At 68.7% G+C, this 22,653-nt stretch carries 18 protein-coding genes and 3 pseudogenes; 9 read left to right on the top strand and 12 right to left on the bottom strand.

Annotation, left to right across the window (positions count from 1 at the left end; translation table 11 throughout):
* Positions 1-21: 21 nt before the first annotated feature.
* The 4 genes and pseudogenes from IE278_RS25010 to IE278_RS24995 all read left to right on the top strand — a co-directional run.
* Positions 22-234: pseudogene (locus tag IE278_RS25010) on the top strand (MoaF-related domain-containing protein); the annotation flags it as partial.
* A gap of 118 nt (positions 235-352) precedes the next feature.
* On the top strand, positions 353-1,342 hold the full coding sequence (locus IE278_RS25005; protein WP_189775505.1) for a protein-ADP-ribose hydrolase: 990 nt from the start codon (positions 353-355) through the stop codon (positions 1,340-1,342).
* Positions 1,339-2,232 carry an SIR2 family NAD-dependent protein deacylase gene (locus tag IE278_RS25000; protein WP_189775504.1) on the top strand — a complete coding sequence of 298 codons (894 nt, stop codon included), beginning with the start codon at positions 1,339-1,341 and terminating at the stop codon, positions 2,230-2,232. The genes IE278_RS25005 and IE278_RS25000 overlap by 4 nt, the downstream gene beginning before the upstream one ends.
* On the top strand, positions 2,229-2,609 hold the full coding sequence (locus IE278_RS24995) for a nuclear transport factor 2 family protein (protein WP_189775503.1): 381 nt from the start codon (positions 2,229-2,231) through the stop codon (positions 2,607-2,609). Before IE278_RS25000 ends, IE278_RS24995 begins: the two co-directional genes overlap by 4 nt.
* Positions 2,610-2,722: 113 nt before the next feature.
* Here IE278_RS24995 and IE278_RS24990 read toward each other — a convergent pair whose 3' ends face one another.
* The gene (locus IE278_RS24990; RefSeq protein ID WP_189775502.1) at positions 2,723-3,145 is read right to left on the bottom strand and encodes a winged helix-turn-helix transcriptional regulator; all 423 of its coding nucleotides are present in this window, start codon (positions 3,143-3,145) and stop codon (positions 2,723-2,725) included.
* Positions 3,146-3,233: 88 nt separating this feature from the next.
* Here IE278_RS24990 and IE278_RS24985 point away from each other — a divergent pair, with 88 nt between their 5' ends.
* Both IE278_RS24985 and IE278_RS24980 read left to right on the top strand, forming a co-directional pair.
* Positions 3,234-4,049, top strand: coding sequence for an NAD(P)H-binding protein (locus tag IE278_RS24985; RefSeq protein WP_189775501.1), 816 nt, complete (start codon positions 3,234-3,236; stop codon positions 4,047-4,049).
* A 225-nt stretch (positions 4,050-4,274) separates the two neighbouring features.
* Complete coding sequence (locus IE278_RS24980; RefSeq protein ID WP_246570587.1) at positions 4,275-4,817, top strand: phosphatase PAP2 family protein; 543 nt, start codon at positions 4,275-4,277, stop codon at positions 4,815-4,817.
* 207 nt (positions 4,818-5,024) lie between these two features.
* Here the strand turns inward: IE278_RS24980 and IE278_RS24975 are convergent, their stop codons facing one another.
* A complete protein-coding gene (locus tag IE278_RS24975; protein WP_189775499.1) occupies positions 5,025-5,363 on the bottom strand; it encodes a helix-turn-helix domain-containing protein in 339 nt (112 codons plus the stop codon).
* 1,060 nt (positions 5,364-6,423) lie between these two features.
* Between IE278_RS24975 and IE278_RS24970 the strand changes: the two genes are divergently transcribed.
* Entirely contained in the window at positions 6,424-7,101 is a 678-nt protein-coding gene (locus IE278_RS24970; protein WP_189775498.1) for a class I SAM-dependent methyltransferase, read from the top strand.
* Positions 7,102-7,246: 145 nt separating this feature from the next.
* Here IE278_RS24970 and htpG read toward each other — a convergent pair whose 3' ends face one another.
* Both htpG and IE278_RS24960 read right to left on the bottom strand, forming a co-directional pair.
* Positions 7,247-9,160, bottom strand: coding sequence for a molecular chaperone HtpG (gene htpG / locus IE278_RS24965; RefSeq protein WP_189775497.1), 1,914 nt, complete (start codon positions 9,158-9,160; stop codon positions 7,247-7,249).
* A gap of 616 nt (positions 9,161-9,776) precedes the next feature.
* Positions 9,777-11,231: an MFS transporter gene (locus IE278_RS24960; protein WP_189775496.1), complete on the bottom strand. Its 1,455-nt coding sequence runs from the start codon at positions 11,229-11,231 to the stop codon at positions 9,777-9,779.
* Positions 11,232-11,444: 213 nt separating this feature from the next.
* On the opposite strand from IE278_RS24960, the gene IE278_RS24955 reads away from it, so the two are divergent.
* The gene (locus IE278_RS24955) at positions 11,445-12,092 is read left to right on the top strand and encodes a TetR/AcrR family transcriptional regulator (RefSeq protein ID WP_189775593.1); all 648 of its coding nucleotides are present in this window, start codon (positions 11,445-11,447) and stop codon (positions 12,090-12,092) included.
* A gap of 195 nt (positions 12,093-12,287) precedes the next feature.
* On the opposite strand, the pseudogene IE278_RS24950 reads toward IE278_RS24955, so the two are convergent.
* From IE278_RS24950 to IE278_RS24940, 3 genes and pseudogenes are all read right to left on the bottom strand, one after another.
* A pseudogene (locus IE278_RS24950) lies at positions 12,288-13,478 on the bottom strand (SMI1/KNR4 family protein); the annotation flags it as partial.
* A gap of 620 nt (positions 13,479-14,098) precedes the next feature.
* The gene (locus IE278_RS24945; RefSeq protein WP_189775494.1) at positions 14,099-14,530 is read right to left on the bottom strand and encodes a DUF5980 family protein; all 432 of its coding nucleotides are present in this window, start codon (positions 14,528-14,530) and stop codon (positions 14,099-14,101) included.
* A 681-nt stretch (positions 14,531-15,211) separates the two neighbouring features.
* Entirely contained in the window at positions 15,212-16,057 is an 846-nt protein-coding gene (locus IE278_RS24940; RefSeq protein WP_189775493.1) for an SDR family oxidoreductase, read from the bottom strand.
* 80 nt (positions 16,058-16,137) lie between these two features.
* Between IE278_RS24940 and IE278_RS24935 the strand changes: the two genes are divergently transcribed.
* Positions 16,138-17,082: an AraC family transcriptional regulator gene (locus tag IE278_RS24935; RefSeq protein ID WP_189775492.1), complete on the top strand. Its 945-nt coding sequence runs from the start codon at positions 16,138-16,140 to the stop codon at positions 17,080-17,082.
* A 112-nt stretch (positions 17,083-17,194) separates the two neighbouring features.
* On the opposite strand, the gene IE278_RS24930 is transcribed toward IE278_RS24935, so the two are convergent.
* From IE278_RS24930 to alr, 5 genes and pseudogenes are all read right to left on the bottom strand, one after another.
* Positions 17,195-18,022: a septum formation family protein gene (locus IE278_RS24930; protein ID WP_246570585.1), complete on the bottom strand. Its 828-nt coding sequence runs from the start codon at positions 18,020-18,022 to the stop codon at positions 17,195-17,197.
* 1,190 nt (positions 18,023-19,212) lie between these two features.
* Positions 19,213-19,572 carry a hypothetical protein gene (locus IE278_RS24925; RefSeq protein ID WP_189775491.1) on the bottom strand — a complete coding sequence of 120 codons (360 nt, stop codon included), beginning with the start codon at positions 19,570-19,572 and terminating at the stop codon, positions 19,213-19,215.
* Positions 19,573-19,741: 169 nt separating this feature from the next.
* Entirely contained in the window at positions 19,742-20,740 is a 999-nt protein-coding gene (locus IE278_RS24920; protein ID WP_189775490.1) for an STM4015 family protein, read from the bottom strand.
* Positions 20,741-20,960: 220 nt separating this feature from the next.
* Positions 20,961-21,107: pseudogene (locus tag IE278_RS24915) on the bottom strand (IS256 family transposase); the annotation flags it as partial.
* Positions 21,108-21,331: 224 nt separating this feature from the next.
* Positions 21,332-22,588, bottom strand: a complete 1,257-nt coding sequence (gene alr / locus IE278_RS24910) for an alanine racemase (RefSeq protein ID WP_189775489.1) — start codon at positions 22,586-22,588, stop codon at positions 21,332-21,334.
* Positions 22,589-22,653 lie beyond the last annotated feature (65 nt).

Raw genomic sequence — 22,653 nt, 5'->3', positions numbered from 1 at the left:
AGCAGGAACCTCGAGACCCCAGAAAGCCCGGCCAAGGGCGCCGAGGTGACCGTCACCCTCCACACCGCCGAGGTGGCCCCCGGCCCGTTCATGCTCGGCCGGGCCGGGAACTCCGGCATGACGGTCACCCACCTCATGAACCTCAACGCCCGGACCGTCCACACCTTCCGGGCCCACGAGACGGGCGACGGCCGCGTCGCCGTACTGCACACCGGAACCCTCGAAGCCACCTGAGGGGCCCTCACCTGCCGCCCTGCCCCCGCCGACTGCGGGTGAGGGGCACGGCGGCGTGCCGTTCAGCAGATCCGTCTCAGCTTCGACCCGCCACGTACCCACTGTCCGGAGGGCCACCGTGTACCCGACCCCGACCCCGACCCCGACCCCGACCCCGACCCCGACCCCGGCCCCGGCCCCGACCTCGCTGCCGCTCCCCGCCTACCGCGCCGCCATCGCCTTGGACGAGCCGTTCCCGCCCGATGCCGGCTACGACACGGACCACCGGGCAGCCGACCTGGTCCGCGAGGCACTCGGGCTGTTGGCCGACGAACCGACGGCAGCAAGGGCCGGGCTGCGTCCCGGCTCGGCGGACCGGATCGACGACGCCGCCGCCCGGCGGCTCCTGCGCGCCGTGCTGACGGTCCGGCAACCGGCCCCGCTGCCCACTCGGGCCGCCCGCGTCCTGGACGCGCTTCTGGCCGGTGAACGCCTGGCACGCGACACCACCGACGCGGCCTCGCTGCCCACCGTCCGCGACACACTCCCCCACGCCGCGTACCGGGCAGCAGACCGTACGGTGCTGTGGCAGGGCGACCTCACCACCCTCGGCGCGGACGCCGTCGTGAACGCCGCCAACAGTGCCCTGCTCGGATGCTTCCAGCCGATGCACCCGTGCATCGACAACGCCCTCCACGCCGCGGCCGGCCCCCGCCTGCGCGACGACTGCCACGCGATCATGTCCCTGCAGGGCCATCCGGAACCGACCGGCACCGCCAAGATCACCCGCGGCTACCACCTGCCCGCCCGATACGTCCTGCACACCGTCGGCCCGATCATCGACGGTCCCGTGCTCCCGCAGCACCAACAGGCGCTGGCGGCCTCCTACCGAGCCTGCCTCGACCTCGCCGCCGAAGTGGGCGGCATACGCGGCGTCGCGTTCTGCGGCATCAGCACCGGCGTCTTCGGCTACCCCAAGACGCCCGCCGCCCGCATCGCCCTGGACACCGTGGCCGAATGGCTCGACCTGCACCCCGGGCGGCTCGACCGCGTGATCTTCAACGTGTACGCGGACGACGATCTCGCCGCCTACGTCCAGGCACTGACCGAAGGGACCCGGCCCCGATGACCCAGCCCGCGTTCGACCTGGAAGCCGCCGCCGAAACGGTACGCACCTGGCTCGGCGAGGCCGACCGCGTCCTGATCACCGCCGGCGCCGGACTCAGCGCCGCCGCCGGGTACGACTACGGCGACGAAGACCGCTTCCGGGAACTCTTCCCCGCCCTGCACCGCCTCGGCCTGCGCTCCCGCTACCTCGTCGGCGTCCCCCTGCCGCCCGAGCTGTGGTGGGGCTACTGGGCCGTCCACATAGACGACATCCGCTTCTCCCCGGAACCCAACCCCCTCTACCAGCAGCTGTGGTCCCTGGTCGGCGACAAGGACCACTGGGTGATGACGTCCAACGTGGACGCCCTCTTCACCCGGGGCGGCTTCGACCCCGACCGGATCTTCACCCCGCAGGGCGACTACGGCCGCTACCAGTGCACGACCCCCTGCACCCCGACCACCTTCGACAGCCGCCCCCTCGTCGCACAGCTCCTCGCCGCGTACGACCCTGCCACCGGCGCCGTCACCGGTCCCCTGCCCAGCTGCCCGAACTGCGGCGGCGAGGTCGAGATCAACGTCCGTATCGGCCCCGAGTTCGTCGACGACCCCTATCTCCCGTCGGGCCGCCGCCTCCAGGACTGGCTGGTGACCGCGGCGGACACCCGTCTGCTCATCCTTGAGTTCGGCGCCGGATTCAACACCCCTGGCGTCATCCGATGGCCGGGCGAGAACCTCACCCGCCAGCTCCCCCGCGCACGCCTCATACGCGTCAACCCCACCCACCCCGAGACCCCCGCCGACCTCACCGGCCGGACCCTGTCCGTCCCGGCCGAGGCCGACCGGCTGCTCGACCGACTCATCGACCGACTCACCGTGCCGCACCCGGCACCCGACCCTACGGCGGCATCATGAGCGACCTGGCGAAGAACAAGACCACGGCTCAGGCCTTCTACGACCTGATGTTCAACCAGTGCCGACCCGCCGAGGCCATCGACCAGTACGCGGGCGACACCTACATCCAGCACAACCCCCACGTCGGCGACGGCAAGCAGGCGTTCATCGACTACTTCGAGCGCATGGCCGCCGAGTACCCCGGCAAGCGGGTGGAGGTCAAGCGCGCCTTCGCCGAAGGCGACCACGTGATCCTGCACTGCCACCAGACCTGGCCCGACGAGGAGTACGCCGGCATCGACATCTTCCGCTTCGACGCAAACGGCAAGATCGTCGAACACTGGGACGTCCTCCAGGTGATCCCACCCACCTCCAAGAACGACAACACCATGTTCTGACCCTCGCCCTCGCCCGCGCCGCACGGCAACGCTCACCCGCAACCAGCAAACCCCCACACAAGGGCGGAGAACGCCAGCTGTCGCGGGTCAGGAGGTTGACGACGTTTCGCTGGTCATCGGATCTCGTTCTCAGGGTGGTCACTGTCGTAGGACTCGCGTGCCCGTGCGATGCCCGCCCGGTGTTCGAGCGACCAGTCGGCAAGCGCCTTGACGAGGTGGGTGAGGCTCTCGCCGGTCTCCGTGAGTCGGTAGTCGACCTGGGCCGGCACGGTCGGATAGACGGTCCGAAGGACCAGTCCGTCCCGCTCCAGCCTGCGCACCGTCAGGGTCAGCATTCGCTGGGAGATTCCATCGATGGCGCGCTGGAGCTGCCGAAAGCGTCGCGGGCCGCCGGCGAGTTCCACGATGACCAGGACCGACCACTTGTCACCGACCCGGTCGAGGACGTCTCTGATCCCGCAGTCGGGGTGGTCCGGCTGTCCGCACGGCTCAAGCTCGGCGGCTCCAGTGGTTACCTCGGTGTGCGTCAGTGACACGAAACTGCCTCCTTGTGAGCCGACCGCAGTCGGTTGAGGATCCTCACCGTAGTTACTGAAGAGAACCACGGTAGGAGACAGAACCACAATGATCATGGTTACCGGTGCGAACGGACAGCTCGCCTCCCTCACCCTCCAGGAGCTGGCCGAGCACAACGTGCCCGCCTTGGGCGCCAGTCGATCACCCGCCGAAGGTCAACGGCGCCTCGACTTCGACGACCCTGCAACTCACGACCTCACGAGCGTTTCGACGCTGGTCCTCGTCTCGGCGGGGTATGCCGAGGACGACCAGGTCATCGCTCGTCACCAGCGAGTGCTTGACGCCGCGGTGCGCGACGGCGTGACCCACGTGGTCTACACGAGCCTCACCGGCGACGGTGACCACCTCGGCTTCGCGCTCGCCCACCGGGCCACCGAGCACCTGATCAAGGCCAGCGGGCTCAACTGGACGATCCTGCGCAACGGGCTCTACGCCGAACTCTTCGCCGCACTGCTGACCTGGACCCCCGACGGCCTGGAATCAGCGTTCGGCGACGGCGCGCTCTCCGCGGTCGCGCGGGCAGACCTGGCCGCAGCCGCAGCCGTCGTGGCCGGCGATCCGACCGCGCACGCAGGCAGGATCTACGACCTGGTCGGCGAACCGATCACCGCGCCCGACATCGCCGAAAGCCTCGGAGTCACTCACCGTTCGATCGGGCTCAGCGAGTACCGGGGCCGGCTCCTCGCCGATGACACCCTGCTGCCGTTCCAACCGCCCATGCTCGCCTCGATCGCCTCCGGTGTCCGCCACGGATTCCTCGGCAACACCACCCCCGACCTCGTCCAACTGCTCGGCCGACCGCTCGCCGACCCACTCACTGTCATCACCGACACGGCGGCCGCGCTGCGCCCCGACGCCCGCTGACACCGATGGTTCACCACAACGCGCCACTGTCCATAGAAGGCCGCCGGCGCCTGATCGAACGGCGGCGCACCCGACCGATCTCGCACGTCGCCGTCCATCGCCGCAGTGAGACGTGGTGCCGACGTCGGTGACGACGCCCGAAGGACGTGCGCCGCCTGTACGGGATCTGGCCCGTCGGCCGGCAGGCATGAGCGGTGATCTTCGGGATACTCGCAGGCTATGAGCATGCTGGCAGCAATCCGCAGTACAGACCGGCAGCTGGCCAAAGGGCTCGCCGCCGGCACCCCGCCCCTCCTGCACCGGACACTGTCAGCGGTGGAAGAGGCTGCGGAGAGCACGAAACTGTGGTGCGGTGCAGCGGCGGTGATGGCGGCGGCCGGTGGGTGGCGCGGCCGGACGGCGGCGACAGCAGGAGTGTCGGCCATGGTGCTGGCGCAGCTGGTTTCCAATGGGCTGTGCAAACAACTCGTCGACCGGGAACGGCCCCCCGAGCAGTGGTTCCCGCACGACGAGGCCAAGGACCGGCCCGAGTCGTCGTCGTTTCCTTCCGGGCACACCGCGGCCGCCGTCGCGTTCACCGCGGCCACCGCAGCTGTCTGGCCTGCTGCCGGGGCGGTGTGTGCGGTGCCTACCGCTCTGGTGGCCGTGGAGCGGGTGCAGTCCGGCGCGCACTATCCCAGCGACGTCGCCGCCGGCGCCGCCATCGGTCTGGCCGTCGCCATGCTGGTACGCCGCGCTCCGCGGCTCGTGCTGGGCTGGTGGAGCTGACCGGCAGGTCCCGCATGACGGTGAACAGCTTCCGGCAGGGACACGGTGCGGAAGAGGGAAGGGTACCGGTCCGGCCAGCTGCAACAGCCACGGTGCCGGGCGAGGGCGAAAGGACGCACTGCTCACAGCCCGGCACCAAGCCAAAGCCCGCAAGGCCGTCCTGGCGCCCGCAGCCGCTCTAGAAGGAACAGGCGCCGGCTTGAGAGCTCAGGCCGCTTTCCCCGTGTGCGGTTCGCGTGCCGCACGGTGATGTTCGGCGTTGATACGGCGGGCTTCTTCGAGCTGGTCCTCAAGGATGACGATGCGGCAGGCGGCTTCGACGGGGGTGCCCTGGTCGACGAGCTTCCGGGCGCGGGCGGCGATGCGCAACTGGTAGCGGGAGTAGCGGCGGTGGCCGCCCTCGGAGCGCAGCGGGGTGATCAGTCGGGCGTCACCGAGGGCGCGCAGGAAGCCGGGGGTGGTGCCGAGTATGTCGGCCGCCCGGCCCATGGTGTAGGCGGGGTAGTCGTCGTCATCGAGACGGCCGAAGGACTCATCTGCTGTCACATGCACCTCATCTGCGAAAGTCATGGAAGCTGCGGAACGCGTGGAGGGGCCCTGGTGCCGTACGGCACCAGGGCCCCGAAGGAACTACTGCTACACCATCTGCCGGCCCTGGTTCTGCGCCGGCCTTCTGTGTCCGCACGCCCGGCCTGCATGCTGCCGGGGATGCTCGGATCGCGGTTGCTTGACCGGAGACCACCTCACTGTCGATGTCCTGCGGTACCCGGGTTCAAGATGTCCGCCCGGGCGATCCTGATGGCGCTTCGCTCCTCCGTTCGTCCCTCTGCATCAACTACCTGACCTACCGGTACTGCGTACTACTGGTGGCCTGTACCAGCGCCACACCTTCGGCAGCCAGCCCCGTCGCCCGCCCTGCGTCCACTCTGGGCTTGGAACCCCACTGCCGAACCTCCCGGTACGCGCGCCCGCAGCCGACGCCTTTACCGAGGTACTGCTCTGCTGTTGCGCTGCTGGATCATGCGACCCGCACTTGCGGGTACTGCTACCGCGGACTGCGGTCCTGCTCGCGGTGACCCCTGATCACTGCGGGCCACCCGGTCCGGCCGTCAGTCCCGTCACCGTCCTGCAACCGCTCTGGCTTCGGAACTCCACCGCCGTACCGTCCTGCATCCTGCAACTACATACCGCTGACCGGCAGTTCATCTCTGCCAGGCCCTGCTGTCTCTCTGGGCTACGAGAAGAACCATACCCAGACCACACCCCAATGTCTACTCTTGCCAGAGTAGATTTTCGTGTATCCGGTAGGTGATTAATCGGCCTCGAACAGTGACGGAGGCGAGAGCCCGAGCTTGGAGATCCCCCCGACCGGTAGACCGGCAGCGCTGACGCGGGGCTGGGGACACCAATGCCACACCGTTCCAGCGGCCCTGTCCGCGTCACTCCGCGAGGCGGGGCACACGCGAGACGCTGGACGTCACCCCATGCCCGCGTCCGGCAGGCCAGGGAGAGACACGGCCGACCTGACGCCGGCCTCGTGGACAGCGCTTTGCCGGAACGGCAACAACAGTGGCGTGAGCGGAACGCGATGGACGACGGTGGGGCCATGGCTGACAACACCCCTCGATCGCCCGCGTCCGACACTCCCTTCTCCTCCGACGGATACGCCGGAGATCCTGCGGTACGGGCGGAGTGGGACAAGCGGTACTCCGACCGCCAGCAGTTGTGGAGCGGCCAGCCCAACGGCGCACTCGTGACTGAGGTGGCCTCACTCACGCCCGGACGTGTACTCGACGTAGGTTGCGGCGAGGGCGCGGACGCCGTCTGGCTGGCACGCCAGGGCTGGGACGTCACCGCGCTCGAAGTCTCGGGAGTGGCGCTGGAGCGGGCAGCGGGGCACGCACGGGACGCGGGCCTCACCATTCGCTGGGTCCATGGCGCGCTGGAGGAAGCGGCGCTGCCGTCGGCCTCCTTCGACCTGGTCTCCGCGCAGTACCCGGCCTTGTTGCGCACCCCCGACGCCGCAGCCGAGCGAGCCCTGCTCGCGGCTGTCGCCCCGGGCGGCGTGCTGCTGCTCGTGCATCATGCGGGGATGGACGCCCCGCAGGCGGACAACAGCGAGTTCGACCCGGCCGACTACGTCTGGCCCTCGATGGTCGCCGCCCTGTTCGACGATGACTGGAAGGTGGAGGTGGACGAACAGCGGCCACGGACGGCACCTGACGGTGGCGCCGGCGCTCACCACACCGACGACGTGGTGCTCCGGGCGCGTCGAATGCGCTGACGACCCCGTACGCGGGGACGATCCGGCCCCGCCGGTCAGCATGGAGCATGGGATAACAGCGTTGCGCGGCCCAGCACCCCTTGCCGGGGTGCTGGGCCGACAGGCAGGAAGCGGGCGGCGGACTGCGCCCGGCCGTGTCCGTGGGCTACAGAGCGTGGGTCAGTCGGTCGTTCAACAGGCGGGTGAAGCGCGCCGGATCGGGCAGATCGCCGCCTTCGGCGAGCAGTGCGCTGCCGTAGATGACCTCGGCGATCTCCGCCAACGCGGGATCGTCGGCGTTGGCCTCGTGCGCCGTACGCAGAGCGGTGATCAGCGGATGTGCGGGATTGAGTTCCAGGGTCCGCTTGACGGGAGGCAACTGCTGTCCCATCGCGCGGTACATCTTCTCCAGAGTCGGGGTCATGTCGTGGGCGTCCCCGACGATGCAGGCCGCCGAGGTGGTCAGACGCGACGACAGGCGCACCTGCTTGACGTACTCGGACAACGTGGTGGTCAGCCATGGCAGCAGGGCGGCGTACTCCTGCTCGCGCTGGGCCTGTTCGGCGGACCTGTCCCCTTCGGCCGGCTCGTCGAGGTCTACCTGGCCCTTGGCGATGGACTGGAGAGGGTGCCCGTCGAAGGCCGGAACCCGGTCGGCCCAGACCTCGTCGACGGGGTCGGTGAGGATCAGGACCTCGTAGCCCTTGGCTGCGAGAGCCTCCATGTGGGGGGAGTTCTCCACCGCCGCGCGGGTCTCGCCCGTCAGGTAGTAGATCGCCTCCTGGCCGTCCTTCATGCGCTCGACGTACTCGCGCAGGGTGGTGGTCTTCTGCGGATCGTCCGTGGAGGCGGCCGACACCAGTTCCAGCAGCGTCTCGATGTTGTCCGTGTCCTCGATCAGTCCTTCCTTCAGCACCCGTCCGAACTGCGTCCAGAGTTTCGTGTAGCGCTCGCCGTCGTTCGCCTGCATGGTTTTGATCGCGCCGAGGACCTTCTTGACCAGGCGTCGACGTACGCCGCGGATCTGGCGGTCCTGCTGCAGAATTTCGCGGGAGATGTTCAACGACAGGTCGTGGGCGTCCACGACGCCCTTGACGAAGCGCAGGTAGTTCGGCATCAGCGCTTCGCAGTCGTCCATGATGAACACACGTTTGACGTACAGCTGCACCCCACGCTTGGTCTCCTGGGAGAACAGGTCGAACGGTGCCTGGGAGGGGAGGAACAGGAGCGCCTCGTACTCGAAGGTTCCTTCGGCGCGCATGTGGATGGTTTCGGCAGGGTCGAGCCAGTCCTGGCTGATCTGCTTGTAGAACTCGTTGTACTCCTCCTGCGTTACCTCGGCGCGCGGTCGCGCCCACAGGGCCTTCATCGAGTTGAGGGTGTCGCCACCGGGGGCGGCGGATCCGTCGGGGTCAGTGCGCTCGCCGGCCATCCGGATCGGCCAGCGGATGAAGTCCGAGTACCGCTTGACGATCTGGCGGATCTTCGCCTCGGACAGGTAGTCGGCTAGCTCGTCCTCGCTGTCGGCGGACTTGAGGTGCACGGTGACGGCGGTGCCCACGGGAAGGCCGTCGACACTCTGGATCGTGTAGGCGCCCTCGCCGTCGGACTCCCACCGGGTGCCGATATCGGTGCCTGCCCGCCGGGTGAGCAGGGTGACCTTGTCGGCGACCATGAAGGCGGAGTAGAAGCCGACACCGAACTGCCCGATCAGGCTTTCGGCGGTGGCCGCGTCCTTGGACTGCTTGATCTTCTCCATCAGGCCGGCGGTGCCGGACTTGGCGATCGTGCCGATCAGTTCCACGAGATCGTCCCGGCTCATGCCGATCCCGTTGTCACGGACGGTGAGTGTGCGGGCGTCCTTGTCTGCCTCCAGCGAGATGTGCAGGTCGGCGGGGCCGACGTCGGTGAGGCTGGAGTCGGTCAGCGATTCCAGCCGCAGCTTGTCCAGTGCGTCCGAGGCGTTCGAGATCAGCTCGCGCAGGAAGATGTCCTTGTTCGAGTAGATCGAATGAATGACCAGTCGGAGCAACTGGCGTGTCTCGGCCTGGAATTCCAGCGTCTCGACACTGCTGTCCATGCGGGGACCTCTCCATGGGAATCAACAGGAACCTCATGAAAATACGGGACGCTGCCGGGGTGGATCGCACCGCCTCGGCGGCGTGGTTCGCAGCCGGCCCTGCCGCATGCGTGCCGGTAACTCTCGGTGATGGGGGTCAGGCATCGTCCGTCACTGACGCTGTGAGCGGGTCGTCGAGGGCGTCCGGGACGTACCCGGGGCTGTGCGGCGGTCATCGAGACAGGGGCGGAAGCCCGCGAGGTGCCGATGAGCTCGGCAGCGTCGGTGGCGTACAGAGGGGCGTGCAGGGCGGCCCGGGCCGGGTGCGCTTCGGGCGCGAGTCGGGTGAGCAACCTGATCGCGGTCGGTGACGGCGCAATGCACCGCGATCGCGCCCGAGAGTTCCGCGGCCGACTCCTTGATCCTCCCTCCGTTGGAGGCGGCCGGAGGACTCGGACACCCGCGCGCGATCGCCCGGGCTGGCACGGCGCCGATGCCGGCTGAGGCTCCAGACCAAGACCACCGCTCCGGCGATGTGCGTGGGCTCGCCTTCAGGCGGCGCACGCCGTCCGCGCGCCGCGTCCGCCGGTTCGGGCTGTCTGGTTCTGCCGCTCTGAGTGGTTTCGCCGATGGTTGCTCAGGCGGGTTCTTCGGCGGAGCGCGAGTCGGTGAGGGTGGCGGCGCCTCCCGCCGCGACCAGACCGACGATCACTGCCAGTACGGCGTAGGTGATCCGCTCGCCGTGGAAGAACGAGTGCACGAGGCTGCTGCTCCACACGCCTGCGGGCAGCCGGGTGGTGACCAGGGCGGCGATCATGGTGCCGACCACGGCCGTGCCGACGCTGGTTCCGACCTCCTGGGCGGTGTCGTTGAGCGCCGTGCCGATCGAGGTGCGGTTCTCCGGCATCGCCTCGACCAGGGCGATGGCGCAGATCGTCATGACGGTGCGCAGCCCGATGGTCATCACAACCATGCACACGGCGATGGCCGCGTACCCGTGGTCGACGCCCCAGGCGAGGCCGGCCAGCGCACCGGCCAGACAGGCCGCGCCGACCAGGCAGGCGATCCGGTGACCGAACCTCTTCGCGAGCCACTCCGACAGAGGTGTCGAGGCGATCATGGTCACGATGATCGGCAGGTTCGCCAGTCCTGCCCGAACGGGGCTCCACCCATAGGCGTACTGGAAGTGGAGGATGAGCCCGAACATCACGCCCGCCATCGCGATGGACGTACCGATCTGCGCGATGGCCGCGCCGCGGACAGTTCCACTGGAAAAGATCTTGAGGTCCAGCATGGGTGCTTTGCTGCGGCGCTCGTGCCGGACGAACGCGATACCCGCAGCGACGGCGCCGAGGCCCGACACGATCGTGGTGGTGGAGAGCCACCCGTGCTCGACACCGCTGGTCAGCGTGTAACACGCCAGGCCGATGGCGAGCACGCTCAGGACGGCGGCCGGCAGGTCGAGCCGGTCCTTGGTCAGGTCGTCGGACCTGTCGGCGGCGACGCCGAGTCGCACGCCGATGGCCGCGATCAAGGCGATCGGCGCGTTGACGAGCAGGAGCCACTGCCAGCCGGCGTGGGCGAGCGCGGTACCACCCAGCAGAGGACCGAGGACGAACCCGGACATGCCGACGACGATCATCAAGGTCATCGCACGCATGCGCAGCGCCTGGTCGTCGAACAACCTGAAGACGAGCGAGTTGGTGATGGGCGCCATGGCCGCGGCGGCGATGCCGAGTCCGGCCCTCAGGGCGATGAGCTGCCCGGCGGAGTCGACGGCGACGACACACAGGCTCAGCAGGCCGAACACGGCGAGGCCGATCAGCAGCACGCGTCGGCGTCCGAAGCGATCGGCTATGGATCCCGCCGTCAGCAGGAGGCCGCCGAACGTCAGCGAATAGGCGCCGGTGACCCATTGCAGGGCGGTGGTGCCACTGCCCAGATCACGGCCGATCGTGGGCAGCGCGATCGACAGCAGCGTGTTGTCGACCATTTCGACGAAGAAGGCCAGGCAGAGTGCGGCCAGCGGGATCCATGCCGCGCGGAGCGACGGATAGGTACGGGAGATTGCGGGCTCAGTGGTCGCGGTCATGACTGGCCTCCTTGCAGAGCGTCGCCGCACATCGGGCGACGCCCGATGTGGAACGCGATTCGATGAACGAACGTCGTTCGATGATGGAACGTTGTTCTACCGTAGAACGCCGTTCGATGTCACGCAAGCTGTGATTGGATGAGAGCCATGACACCCCCGCGAACACGCTCCGCCGAAGGACCTCCCCGAGGACGCAGACGCGCTTCGCACTCGATGGAGGCCGTCCTCACCGCGGCCGTGGCCCTGCTCGACGAGGCAGGCGGATCGGCGCTGACGTTCCGCGCCCTCGCCACCCGGCTCGGCACGGGCGTCGGCACCATCTACTGGTACGTCTCGAACAAGGACGAACTCCTCGACCGCGCCACCGACCACGCGATCGGCGGGGTCCTGACCGCCGTCGAGGGACAGCCCGACAGCGAGGATCCGATCGCTGACCTGCGCGCGATGGCCATCACCCTGTTCGACGCGATCGCGGATCGGCCGTGGCTGTCGGCCTACTTCATGCGTAACACCGACATCCAAGGCAATTCGTTGCGGTTGTACGAGAAGCTCGGTGAGCAGACCCTCCGCCTGGACCTCACACCCCGGCAGCGGTTCCACGCCGTCTCGGCGATCACGGGCGTCGTGGTCGGCACGGCAGCGGACCTGGGCATGGAAGTACCGCAGGAGCTGCTCGACGGTTCCGTGGACCGCGACGCGTTCCTCCAGCGCTTCGCCGAGACATGGCGCTCACTCGACGCCACGAACTTCCCGTTCGTGCACCAGATCGCCGACGAGTTCGCGGAGCACGACGACCGAGACCAGTTCATCGCCGCTCTGGACCTGACCCTTGATGGCCTCCGCCTTCAAGCCGGAAGCTGACCTCGAAACTGCTGAACCAGCCGCTCCAGTCATCCGCCGCACATCGCGCAGCGCTGGGGCAGTGAAGCTCGGGGCCCCATCCGACAGCACCCGAGCACGCTCCACGCAACGGGGGGGGCGGACGACTGCGTCATCCTGGCGCACGCCTACGCCCAGCTGGGCCTCGCCGCCCAGGTTCGGGGCTTCAGGGCTTCACCCGTTTTCCCGGCCGCGTGGAATCGACAGCAGTTCGCGGCCCCGCTCCGGTGTCAGCAGCGGACGGAGGAGGGGATCGGCCACCCAGCCCAGTGGCGCGAGATGATCCGGCCCCAGCGGCTCCCACAAGGGCAGCGCGTCCCGCAGCGTGTTCCATGCCGCGCCGGTGTCCGCCCGTCGCGCCTGCTCCCGTGCCCGCTCGACCGCCTCCCCGAACGGCCCGGCCGCCCTGTACCGGTACGTACCGTCCCGCACCTGTTCCAACGTCGCGTACGCCAGTGACACCAGTTCTTCGTCGGCCCCCCGCAGGTGAAACATCAGCGTGGAGTCGTCCCGGTACGAATGCTCCGCATGCTCGGCCACCAGCACCGGCAGCAACTCGGGCGCGTACTGCGGATCCGTCACCAAATCCTGGAAGTACAAGGTGTAGGTCTGCCCGAGGAGTCGGCGTATCTGATCTCCCAGACCGGTGGCGCGGGGTCTGCCGTACGCCCTGGCCTCATCCAGTGCTTTCACGGCTCGTTCCCAGTCGCCGCGTAGCGCATCGAGACGGGCCTGCTCCACGACGGCGTCCATCTCTCGTGTGGTGTCATTGGCGAACACCGGGGCCTCGTCGGCCGGCGGCGCGTGCAGGCTGTGGAACTCCCGGAACATGTCGCGCATGAACTCGTAAAAGCTCGTGTATCGTTCGGGCGCTTCCGCTCGCCAGCTCGCCCACGTGTACACGGCCCACTCACCGTCCTCCCCCACGTCCTCGGGGTCCAGGAGGACGTACGTGATGTCGGATTCAACGTCGAGTTGCAGCCCGCGCCGCCAGATGTCGGCCTCCTGCCGTTCCTCAGGGCCGGCGTCCTCGTCCTGGTATTCCTCGAACATCTCGGCGAGGCCCGACTCGTTGTCGTGCCAGTGCGCGTCGGTCGTCCCCGCCAGCAGGGACACGAAGCCGCCGGCATGCCGCCACCCGTCGCTCACCTTGAGGAACTCCCGGTACGAAGGGGGCATTCGTCGTCCCAGACGCTCCTCCATGGCCGCGATGAGCTCCTCGGACGCGGGCGGGAATCCCAGCCACCGTCCCTGCCGTGCGGCCTCGTCGCCCGCGCTCAGCGCCTTGCCGCTCGGCACGGAATCCGCCCACTCTCCGCTCCATCTGAGCAGAAAGGGACGCCAGTCGAATGCTACGGGGACTGTCATGCGTCCGATGCTGCCATCCGCCACTGACAGTGCCGTGCGGGCCGCCACCAGGAGGACAACGCGCCACTGTGCAGCTCGCACCGGCACCGTCGACAGGTACGACCTGGCGAGTGTTCCTTGACGGGCTCGTCCCGAGCTGGGTTCACTGCGGACCCCACAAACTGCTGCCTGAAGCGAGAGTGTGCAGCGCGGGCTCGATGCCTTCACCGCTGCCGCCGGCGATCCGGGCGGGCACCGCCGTGACCACCGCCCATCGCAGCAGCCTGTCCTCGAGCGCACCCGCCAACGCGCAGCCCGCTTGCGCCGCCGAGGCGGGCGGCTGCCGTACGCGGCAACCAGCTGCTCCGGCAGGGGCGCAGCGAGCTGCACATCTGCCTGTATCCGCTGCCGGCCGACGACATTTCGCTGCGCTTGTGTACTCGGCGGCCAGCCACCCCTCAGCGGTGTGAACAACGCTGCGGCGCAGTACACCTGGGCCGCGGTCTGCGCCGCGGCCAGCGTCATCCCGAACTCATCGATGGCTGCCCGGTCAGCACCGGATTCAGCCGCACCCACGGTGTGGCGCCCGGTCGTCGGTGCCGGCCGTCCGGGCGCCATGGCTCATGTCCGTGTCGTGGGGTTCAGCATCCGTCGCGGAAGACGAGCAGCAGGGGGTCGGACTCGGTGTGCCGGCCGTCGGTGGCCCAGATCTCGGCGGTGTACTCGCCTGCCGGTGCCGGTGCGAACGACAGCCCGACGAGGCCGTTGATGACGAGGGAGCCGTCGGGGAGGTGGTGGTTGGTACCGGGGTAGATGGCGCCGCCCGTGCTGGACGAGCCTGAGGGCAGGTTCCTGACCTCAAGGTGGATCACACTCGACCAGCTTCCGGTGACGGGGGCGAACGCGTAGGTGTTGGGCCACCCGTACTGCGGAGAGACACATATCCGCTGACCTTCGGCCTCCAACGTCCAGGCCGAGGTTGAGGCCGAGGCGGGGGACGAGCCGACGAGCATCAAGGTGAGAGCCGATAACAGACCAAGGAGCAACCCGGCCCCATGATGGTTTTTCTTCATCGATACCTCCTGGTTGGGGGCGCCTGAGGTAGTACGAAAGGGTCTGTCGGCCGACTCGTCGACCGGCAGCCGCCCACGAGTGTTACCCGGGCAGCAGCTTCGAACAAGGGTGGTTTCACTCTCAAATACCCATGCTGCAGCGGGCCGTGCCCACGGCCGTGCTCGGACTGACCTGGAACGCCGCCCGGAGGTACGGCGCAGCAAAGGCGACCAGGGCCTCGCCCTCTCAGCCGCGGGCGCGTCGATGAGTGCGGTCGCCGCCGACCGCACGTACCGCCAACCGGCGTTCATTCTGTCTGTGGGCCCGGCCGCGAAGCGTCGGTCACCCAAAACGGTCCTGGCACCGCTGACCGTTGGCCGATATCCGCCGATCGATGAGGAACTCACGGTCGTACGAGTGGGGCCCCTCCGCCGGATCCGGTTCCATACCTCCATACCCGCGACGATCACGAAGTTCCCAGCGTGCTCCGTCCGGTACACCTGTGGTCACTGTGACGATGCCGTTGTCCGCCGGGTCCAGCCGGCCCAGCCCCGCTCGCCGATCTGCTGGTTCGTCGCCATGTGCTGCGCGATTGTCCCTGCGCGCGATGCTCAGGCGGCGACGGCCGCAGCCGCGCAGGGGCGGTGACGGCCTTGGGCGACTGCAGGCTCTGCCCGGTCACGCCGGTTGCGGTAAGACGTTCATGCTGGCCAACCACCGGCGGCAGCAGTGGACTTGGCGAATTCGACGAAGGTCCGCGGCGGGCGGCCAAGGGCACGCTGTACGCCGTCGGAGACGTATTCGTCCCTCCCCTCCCTGAGTGGCTCAATGACGTCCGCGAAGGCTTCGGCGTCCGTACGCGGCAACCCCTGCTGAACAAGTTCCGCGACGTAACCCTCGACGGAGAGCGGGACGTAGCGGATGTCGCGGCCGGTGGCCTCGGAGATCGTGGCGACCGCTTCGGTCAGCGTCACCGCCCGGGGACCGGACAACTCATAGATCTGGCCCGCGTGCTGGTCCTCGGTCAGCGCAGCGACCACCACTGCGGCGATGTCCTCGGCATCGACGAAACTGGCGGCCCCGTCGCCGGCGGGCAGCCGCAGCTCGCCGGTGTGGATGGCATCGGCGAAGAAGCCCTCACTGAAGTTCTGCGCAAACCAGCCCGGCCTGCTGATAGTCCACTCCAGACCACTCCCCCGCACGGCGGCCTCACTGTCGACGATGCCCTCGAAGACACCGCTGCTGTCCTTCGCGTAGTGCGGATCGTCGATCCCACGCCCCGAAGCCAGCACGATCCGCCGCACCCCATGCTGCGCCGCCCGCTCGATGAACGGACGAACGAGCTTCGTGCCGTCCAACTGCACGATGTAGATGGATCGCACCCCCTCCAGAGCGGCATCCCAGGTGCCGCTGTCGGTCCAGTCGAAGATGTACTCGCCGTGACGGGCCGCCGCGCGAACCGGCAGCCCCTTGGCCCGTAGTTGACTGACGACGCGGCGGCCGGACTTACCTGTTGCGCCGGTTACCAGAATTGGAAGTTCAGACATGACTCCAGCCAACCGGCGGGCGCAGAGACGATCCATGGCTGGGAAGCTCCACTTGATGTCTAGGCGTCTACGCTGAGGGCATGGACGCCGTGTCGGAGATGTTGGCAGAGGTACGGGCGCGTGGCGCCGTGTTCCGGCAGACCGTCATGCGTCCGCCCTGGGCCCTGAGGATGGCCAGTGGCGCCCCGCTGACGCTGGCCACGATGCTGCGCGGCCAAGCCTGGATCGTTCCCGACCGGCACGAGCCGGTGCCGATCGGCGTCGGCGACATCGCCGTCGTCCGCGGTGACACGCCCTACGCGGTGGCCGACAACCCCGCGACCGTACCCTCGCTGGTGGTGACCAGCGCCGACTACTGCCCAAGGGCCGAGGGAATCGAGCACTCCTCCGGGCCGGCCCGGACCTGCGGAACGCCAACGGAGGGGGCTCCCGTGCTGGTCAGCGGGGCTTTCGAACGCCGGGGAGAGCTCAGCGAACGATTGCTGCAGGCCCTGCCCGCCGTGCTGGTGGTGACGGCCGAGCACAGCCCTTACCCGTCGGTGGAGATGGTTGCCGAGGAGGTCGCCGGAGACCGACCGGGACAACAGATGGTGCTGGACCGGCTGCTCGACCTGATGCTGGTCTCCGCGCTGCGCAGCTGGTTCGACAACCCGCAGGCCGATGCCCCGGCCTGGTGGCGCGCACTGGACGATCCGGTCGTGGGTGCCGCGCTGCGGCTGCTGCACGGCACCCCCGCCCGGCCGTGGACAGTGGCGGGCCTGGCAGGCGAGGTGGGAGTATCGCGAGCGGCAATCGCCCGGCGGTTCACCGCGCTGGTCGGCGAACCACCGATGGCCTACCTCGCGCACTGGCGGATCACCTTGGCCGCGGACCTGCTGCGGAACACCGACCACACGGTGGACACGATCGCGAGGAAGGTGGGCTACGCCAACGCCTTCGCGCTGAGCGTGGCGTTCAAACGCCTGCGCGGCACCCGCCCCAGTGATCACCGGAGCCCGGAACCCACGCAGTGGCGGGCCGGATGAGTCCCGCCGTTCTGTCCCGCAAAGCGTGAAGGCGAGACGAACAGATCCGTGAACACCTCAACCGAAACGCGTCCGCTGCGTAGAGCCGCTGACTGCCGCGACCTTGCACCTCCTAGGGTTCATTCTTCGTCATGGTGCCGCCGTCCTTGCGTGTCACCGTGCAGACCACGAAGTGAGCGCCGGTGTTCCAACTGCTGCTGCCCACCCAGGAGGAGCTCGTGTAGAGCGTCGGGTCGTAGCCGTAGTCGCTGGGCGGCATGTGCTCCTGACAGGCCTCGGTAGCCTGCTCTCGCGCCTGCGCATGGGTCGTGTCCGCGCTCATGCGGTGGAACCCGAGCACCTGCTCGTCGTGCGGACCCGCGCACGCGACCAACCTGGCGGCATTCGGGGAGACCCTACTGAGACAGTCCTGCTTCTGCATGGTGGCGGTGTCTTTGAACAGCATGCCGAGCGGGCGGAACTTTCCGATCGGACCGTACAGCGGTGCGCCGCGAGCGTCGAGGATCAGGCACGCCGTGCGCCGGCCTGCGGCCTCGAAACCGGCCCTGGTCGGGACCACGGCGTAGGAGCGCACGTCGGCAAGTTTGGCCCGGGTCCTCTCGGTCTGCCGCTCGCACTGCCCGGGGCCGGCGGATCGGGCCTGTGCGGCGGTCGCGGCCATGACGGTTGTCATCACCTGTCCGTAGGTCTTCCCGCTCAGGCACTTCACGATCTTGAGTTCGGGTTCGCCGGTGAACGGGGTGCCCGGCCACTTGACGTGGACGCAGTCACCGTTCGTGAGAGGCCTGTTGAGGGAGAGGGCCGGTCCGTACGGTTTCACCTCGTCCGACCGATGCATTGAAAGAGCGGTGAAGACCCCTGCGAGCGCCAGGGCCAGCGCGAACGCACCTGTCGCCACGGCCCGCCGTACGTCGGCCCCGCCGAGGGGAAGAAGAAGCAAAGCGCGTGGGGGCTCCACGATCTCAGGGCCGCTGTACGGAGCATCCTCCGCGATCTCGGGGTGCGAGGTCGGAAGAATCTCCGGCACCAGAGGGGGGCCAGGGGTCTTGGATTCTGTGTGAGCGCCCTTCGAGAGAAGCGCGATTCCATCCGGGTTTGGAATCGGCAGTTCCGCGAACAGGGTTTCTTCGGGCTCCGCCGGATGGTCAGTTCTGAGAGGCAGACGACTCCCCGCTCGAACAAAAGGGCGACTCAGATCGACGCCGAAAAGACCTGCTACTACCCGGCGATACAAAGGGAATTGCTCAAACTGCCGCGCGGGGGCGGGCGGGCGGCAGTCGCCTCCGGGAATGTCAGGAACTCCAAGAAGGCGCCTCAGCACTCGGCGTTGCAGTTTCGGTTTCACTGGCTGCCTCGGCCAGAGGTCGCCTCTAGTGCAGTGGTCCCGCCCTGCTCGGAGCCTCCGCCGGCGGACGGGGGTGCCACGGGCCCCGCCACGAGGCTTGCGATCTGCGGGGAGGCGCCTAGTTGCGCGAGCATGGCCGGAGCACAGACTCCCAAGGCCACCGCCGCGTAGGCCCCACTGATCTGCCCGCTGGTTCCGAAGAGCAAGGCTGCACCGGCTCCTATGGCGGAACGCAGGACCGCCAGGCACCCGTGAGCGGTGGTGTCCAAATACCTGCGTAAGGCGGGCGGCCTGGCTCGTCGGCGACCGCTGGCGGTACGGCGCGCCGCCTGCCATTGTGCGCATCCGCGAAAAACGGCCAGCAGTTCGACACTCAAACCTCCGGCAGCCCCGAACACAGCAAACTGCCACCACTGCATCACGCCCCCCGCTGTCTGCAGACATTCAGGCGGCCAACTGTCCAGGTCGGCCATGAAACATTCCTACCGGGTTGCCGCACCCGGTGCCAGACTTGAGCAGTTTTGTGGAATACGAAGCCTGATTCCGACGAGAACACAGCTGGTGGCAATGGAGCAGTCCTCGGATGCGGTCTTCAGACAACCGCGACTCACTCAGCCCTATCTGGTCGTAGGCGGGCGTTTGGCCGACTGCACCAGAAGATCCTTGAGTTGCCCGCCGGTCAGGGCCTGGTCGACCTCTCCCGCCCAGGCCTTCGTCGGTCTCGCCGCAAGCCTCTGCTGCTACAAACCGTCTTCTTGAACTGACCATGTAGGACACGGTGTTGTTCACAGGGTCGGAAAGGGGGCCTTCGTGAGGGCCTTGCCGTTCAGGGCCAGGCGCAGTTGGAGCATGGCGACGAGTCGCTGATCCCGGTCGTCGATGCTGATCCCACTCAGAACGATCGACTTACGGGACCCGGTAGCGGAGGGTATCGGGGTGAACGTTGAGCGCTTCGACCGTCCTCGTGCCACGTCTCCGAATCTGTAGAGGTAGCCCAGCAAGGACCGTGAGAGTTCGGATCCCTGCTCGGCATCGTGCGTGGCGAGCGCCTCAAGGCCTGCTCGACGAGTGTCGGGGCGCTCGTCGAGCACCCGCATGACGTCCCCCAGGAGCAGAGATGCCTGAAGCTCCGTATAGCTGGCCACCGCACGCTCCGGATTGCCTGAGCCTGAGCGCCGCGATCCCGACGGAGAGCTGCAGCGTCCGGTGGGCGGCCACCCGAACCGGCTGGCAACCGGCGGGGGTGCCCGGACTGGCCGGAACGCCAGGGCGGTGCCGGACGGATCTGGGCCGGTAGCGCGCCCGGGAGGATGGTCAGTAGGTGAGCGGGCCCACACTGATGCTGGGCACCGGCACGCCGTTCTCGTCCTCTTCCGCCTCGGCGTCGGACGGGTCGAGGTCGACTTCGACGCCGGCCGGTTCGAGTGCGTCCCGGACACGTTGTCTCATCGGCTCGCTCAGGTAGTTGTGGTGCAGGTCGAGCTTCCTGAGATGGGTCAGCGGCTGCCCGCCGAGGAGCGCCTCGGCGCCGGTATCGGTCAGTGTGCCGAGCGACAGGTCGAGCACGTCGAGGCCGGCTACGACGGGCGCGGCCCCCACGGCCGCCGCTATCTCGTCCTGCATCTCGCTGTTACGCAGGGCGAGGCTCCGCAGCCGCGGCAGCCGGTGTCCGGACAGGATCCCCGCGAGGTCGGCGATCTCGCCGTCACCCCCGTCCTCGCGCGCCCCCAGCCACAGTTCGAGATGCTCCAGCGCGGGCAGCTCGCTCTCGCCCACCCCGCGCAGGACGTGGCCGCGCAGCCCCGCGCTCTCGACGACGAGCCTGCGCAGCGCATCGTGGCGTATGCGGGGAAACCTGAGCGGGTGCAACCCCTCCATGTTGTAGGACTCGCCGGCCCGGACCGAGAACTCCTCCAGGGCCGGATAGCTCGCGAGCAGCGGCGTGACGTCGGTCTGGCCGATCTGGGAGAGCCGGCACTCCTCGTCGGTGATGTCGCCGAAATAGAGGGATCGCAGCCCGGTCAGCCGGTCCCGCGCGCCCAGGAACGCCCTCATGACCTCGTCGGGTTCGATGTCCTCCGGGTCTCCCCAGATGCCGACGATCAGCGCGCGGATGCGCGCGCTGTCCACGGCCGCGCACAGCCGCTCGAAGGTGTCCGTCCACCGCTCGCCGCTGGTCCATCGCTCGTATCCGATCCGCCAGGCCACGGCGTCGGCCTCGGGCAGCGCGACGCCGGCCGCGTCCCGCTCCTCGGGGAACGTGAAGGCGGGGAGCCCGTAGAGCTCGGTGAGGTGGTCGTCCTTGACTCGCATGTGCCTGCCTGCTCCCGCCGTACGAGGTATCCGGCGCGTCCAGCGCCCTTGCTCTGCACGGCAGTTCTACCAGCCGCAACTGACAACGCCGAGGCTCACCCTCCCAGGGCGCCGGTCACCCCTGAGGGCCCTACGGTGACGGCTTCGAGCCGCGCGTACAGGCACGCGAGCAGGACGCACCGGGGGACTGTCAAACGAGCGTAAGGTGGGCTAGTTGAGGCTACTGACGGGCTCCGGAGAGGCGGCCGTCGAAGGTGATGTCGAAGGCGTTCAGCGCGGTCTTCCAGCGCATGGTCCAGCGGGCCTGGTCTTTGCCGGTGGGGTCGAGGGACATGATCGCCATGTAGACGCACTTCAATGCCGCCTGCTACGCGACCTTCGAGAGGTGTACGGGAAGACGTCGGGCACTCTGCACGGCGCCGGCCCGGCCCGCGCCGCCGCGCTGTACCGGCAGGTCCTGTCGGCGGCCCGGGGGTTGCTGGTGCTGCTGCCCGGTCGCGCAGCGCGTGTCCTGGAACTGGCCGAGCTCGCGGACCCGGGCGAGGAGCAGGCGCGGGAGCTGGCCGGTTGGGCAGATCCACGTGCCACGGCCTACTTCTTCCGTTCCGGCCCGGCCGTGGCCGGGCCCCCGCACACGCTGCCGGCGGGAGGGCGGAACGCACCGTCCCGCACCTCGTGGGCAGGTTCAGCCCGTCCAGGGTCGGGCGCCGGCACGGTCTGCCGGTTGACGTGCGGGCGATCGAAGTAGGTGGCGACCTCGCACGGGGTGGTGCTCATGGCGAGCGCCCATTCGTGGATGGTGGGGTCGCCGTCCGACTCGCTGCCGATGAGGACCACCTCCTCTCCTTCCTCCATTTTCTCGTCGCCGCAGTTGACCATCATCTGGTCCATGCAGATGCGCCCGACGACGGGGTAGCGGCGGCCGCGGATGCAGACCGCGAGGCGTCCGCTGAGGGAGCGCGGGATTCCGTCGGCGTAGCCGACCGGTACCAGGGCCAGGTTGAGCGCGCTCGGCGCGACCCAGTCGTGTTCGTAGGAGACGCCCTGCCCGGCTTCGACCCGCTTGGTCAGCGCGACATGGCTGGTGACCCGCATGGCGGGCCGGAGGCCGAAACGGTGGCGCTCGGTGTACGGCAGCAGGCCGTACAGGGCCGAGCCGGTCCGGATCATGTCGAGGTGGAGGTCGGGCCTGGTGAGCGCCGGCAGTGATCCGGCGAGGTGGCGTCGGACGTCGAGACCGGTGTCGACGGCCTGCCGCCGGACGTCGTCGAGCAGCCTCGCCTGGTCGTCCAGCGTGGGATGGCCCGGGACTTCGCCGTGGGAGAGGTGCGACCACACCGAGACCACCTTGATCAGGCCCCGGTCCTGGGCGGCCTTTGCGGCGTCCAGCAGGGCCGCCGAGTGCTGGAGCGCCGCCCCGCCGCGGGCGAGCCCGGTGTCGACCTCCAGGTGGACCCTGGCCGGGCGTCCGGTGCTTCGTGCGGCGTCGACCGCGAAGGCCAGGGTGCGGGCGGACTGCGCCGAGACGTCCACGCCGGCCGCCGTGGCCAGGCGCATGCTCTGCGCCGAGTTGTGCTGCCAGGCGAGGATCGGGGCGTCGAGGCCGGCCCGGCGCAGTTCGAGTGCTTCGGCCGTGGTGCACACGCCCAGCCAGGTCGCCCCGGCGCCGAGCGCCGTGCGGGCGACGTCGATCGCGCCGTGCCCGTAGGCGTCGGCCTTGACGACGGCCATCACGGCGGTGGCAGGCCGGTTGACGGCCTGGCGCACGACGCGTGTGTTGTGTGCGACGGCCGACAGGTCCACCAGCACGCTGAGGTGGCGACGCGGAACGGTCGACCGGGCCTCCATAGGCACATCCATTGCATTGGTAGCGGTCGGCGGACTGCTGTTCTGCCTTCGCCGCGTCGCGCGTG

It is taken from the genome of Streptomyces tauricus (assembly GCF_014650955.1).
GTDB lineage: Bacteria > Actinomycetota > Actinomycetes > Streptomycetales > Streptomycetaceae > Streptomyces > Streptomyces tauricus.
The sequence above is the reverse complement of the archived record's forward strand: the minus strand, read 5'-3'. Positions and strand labels throughout refer to the sequence as shown.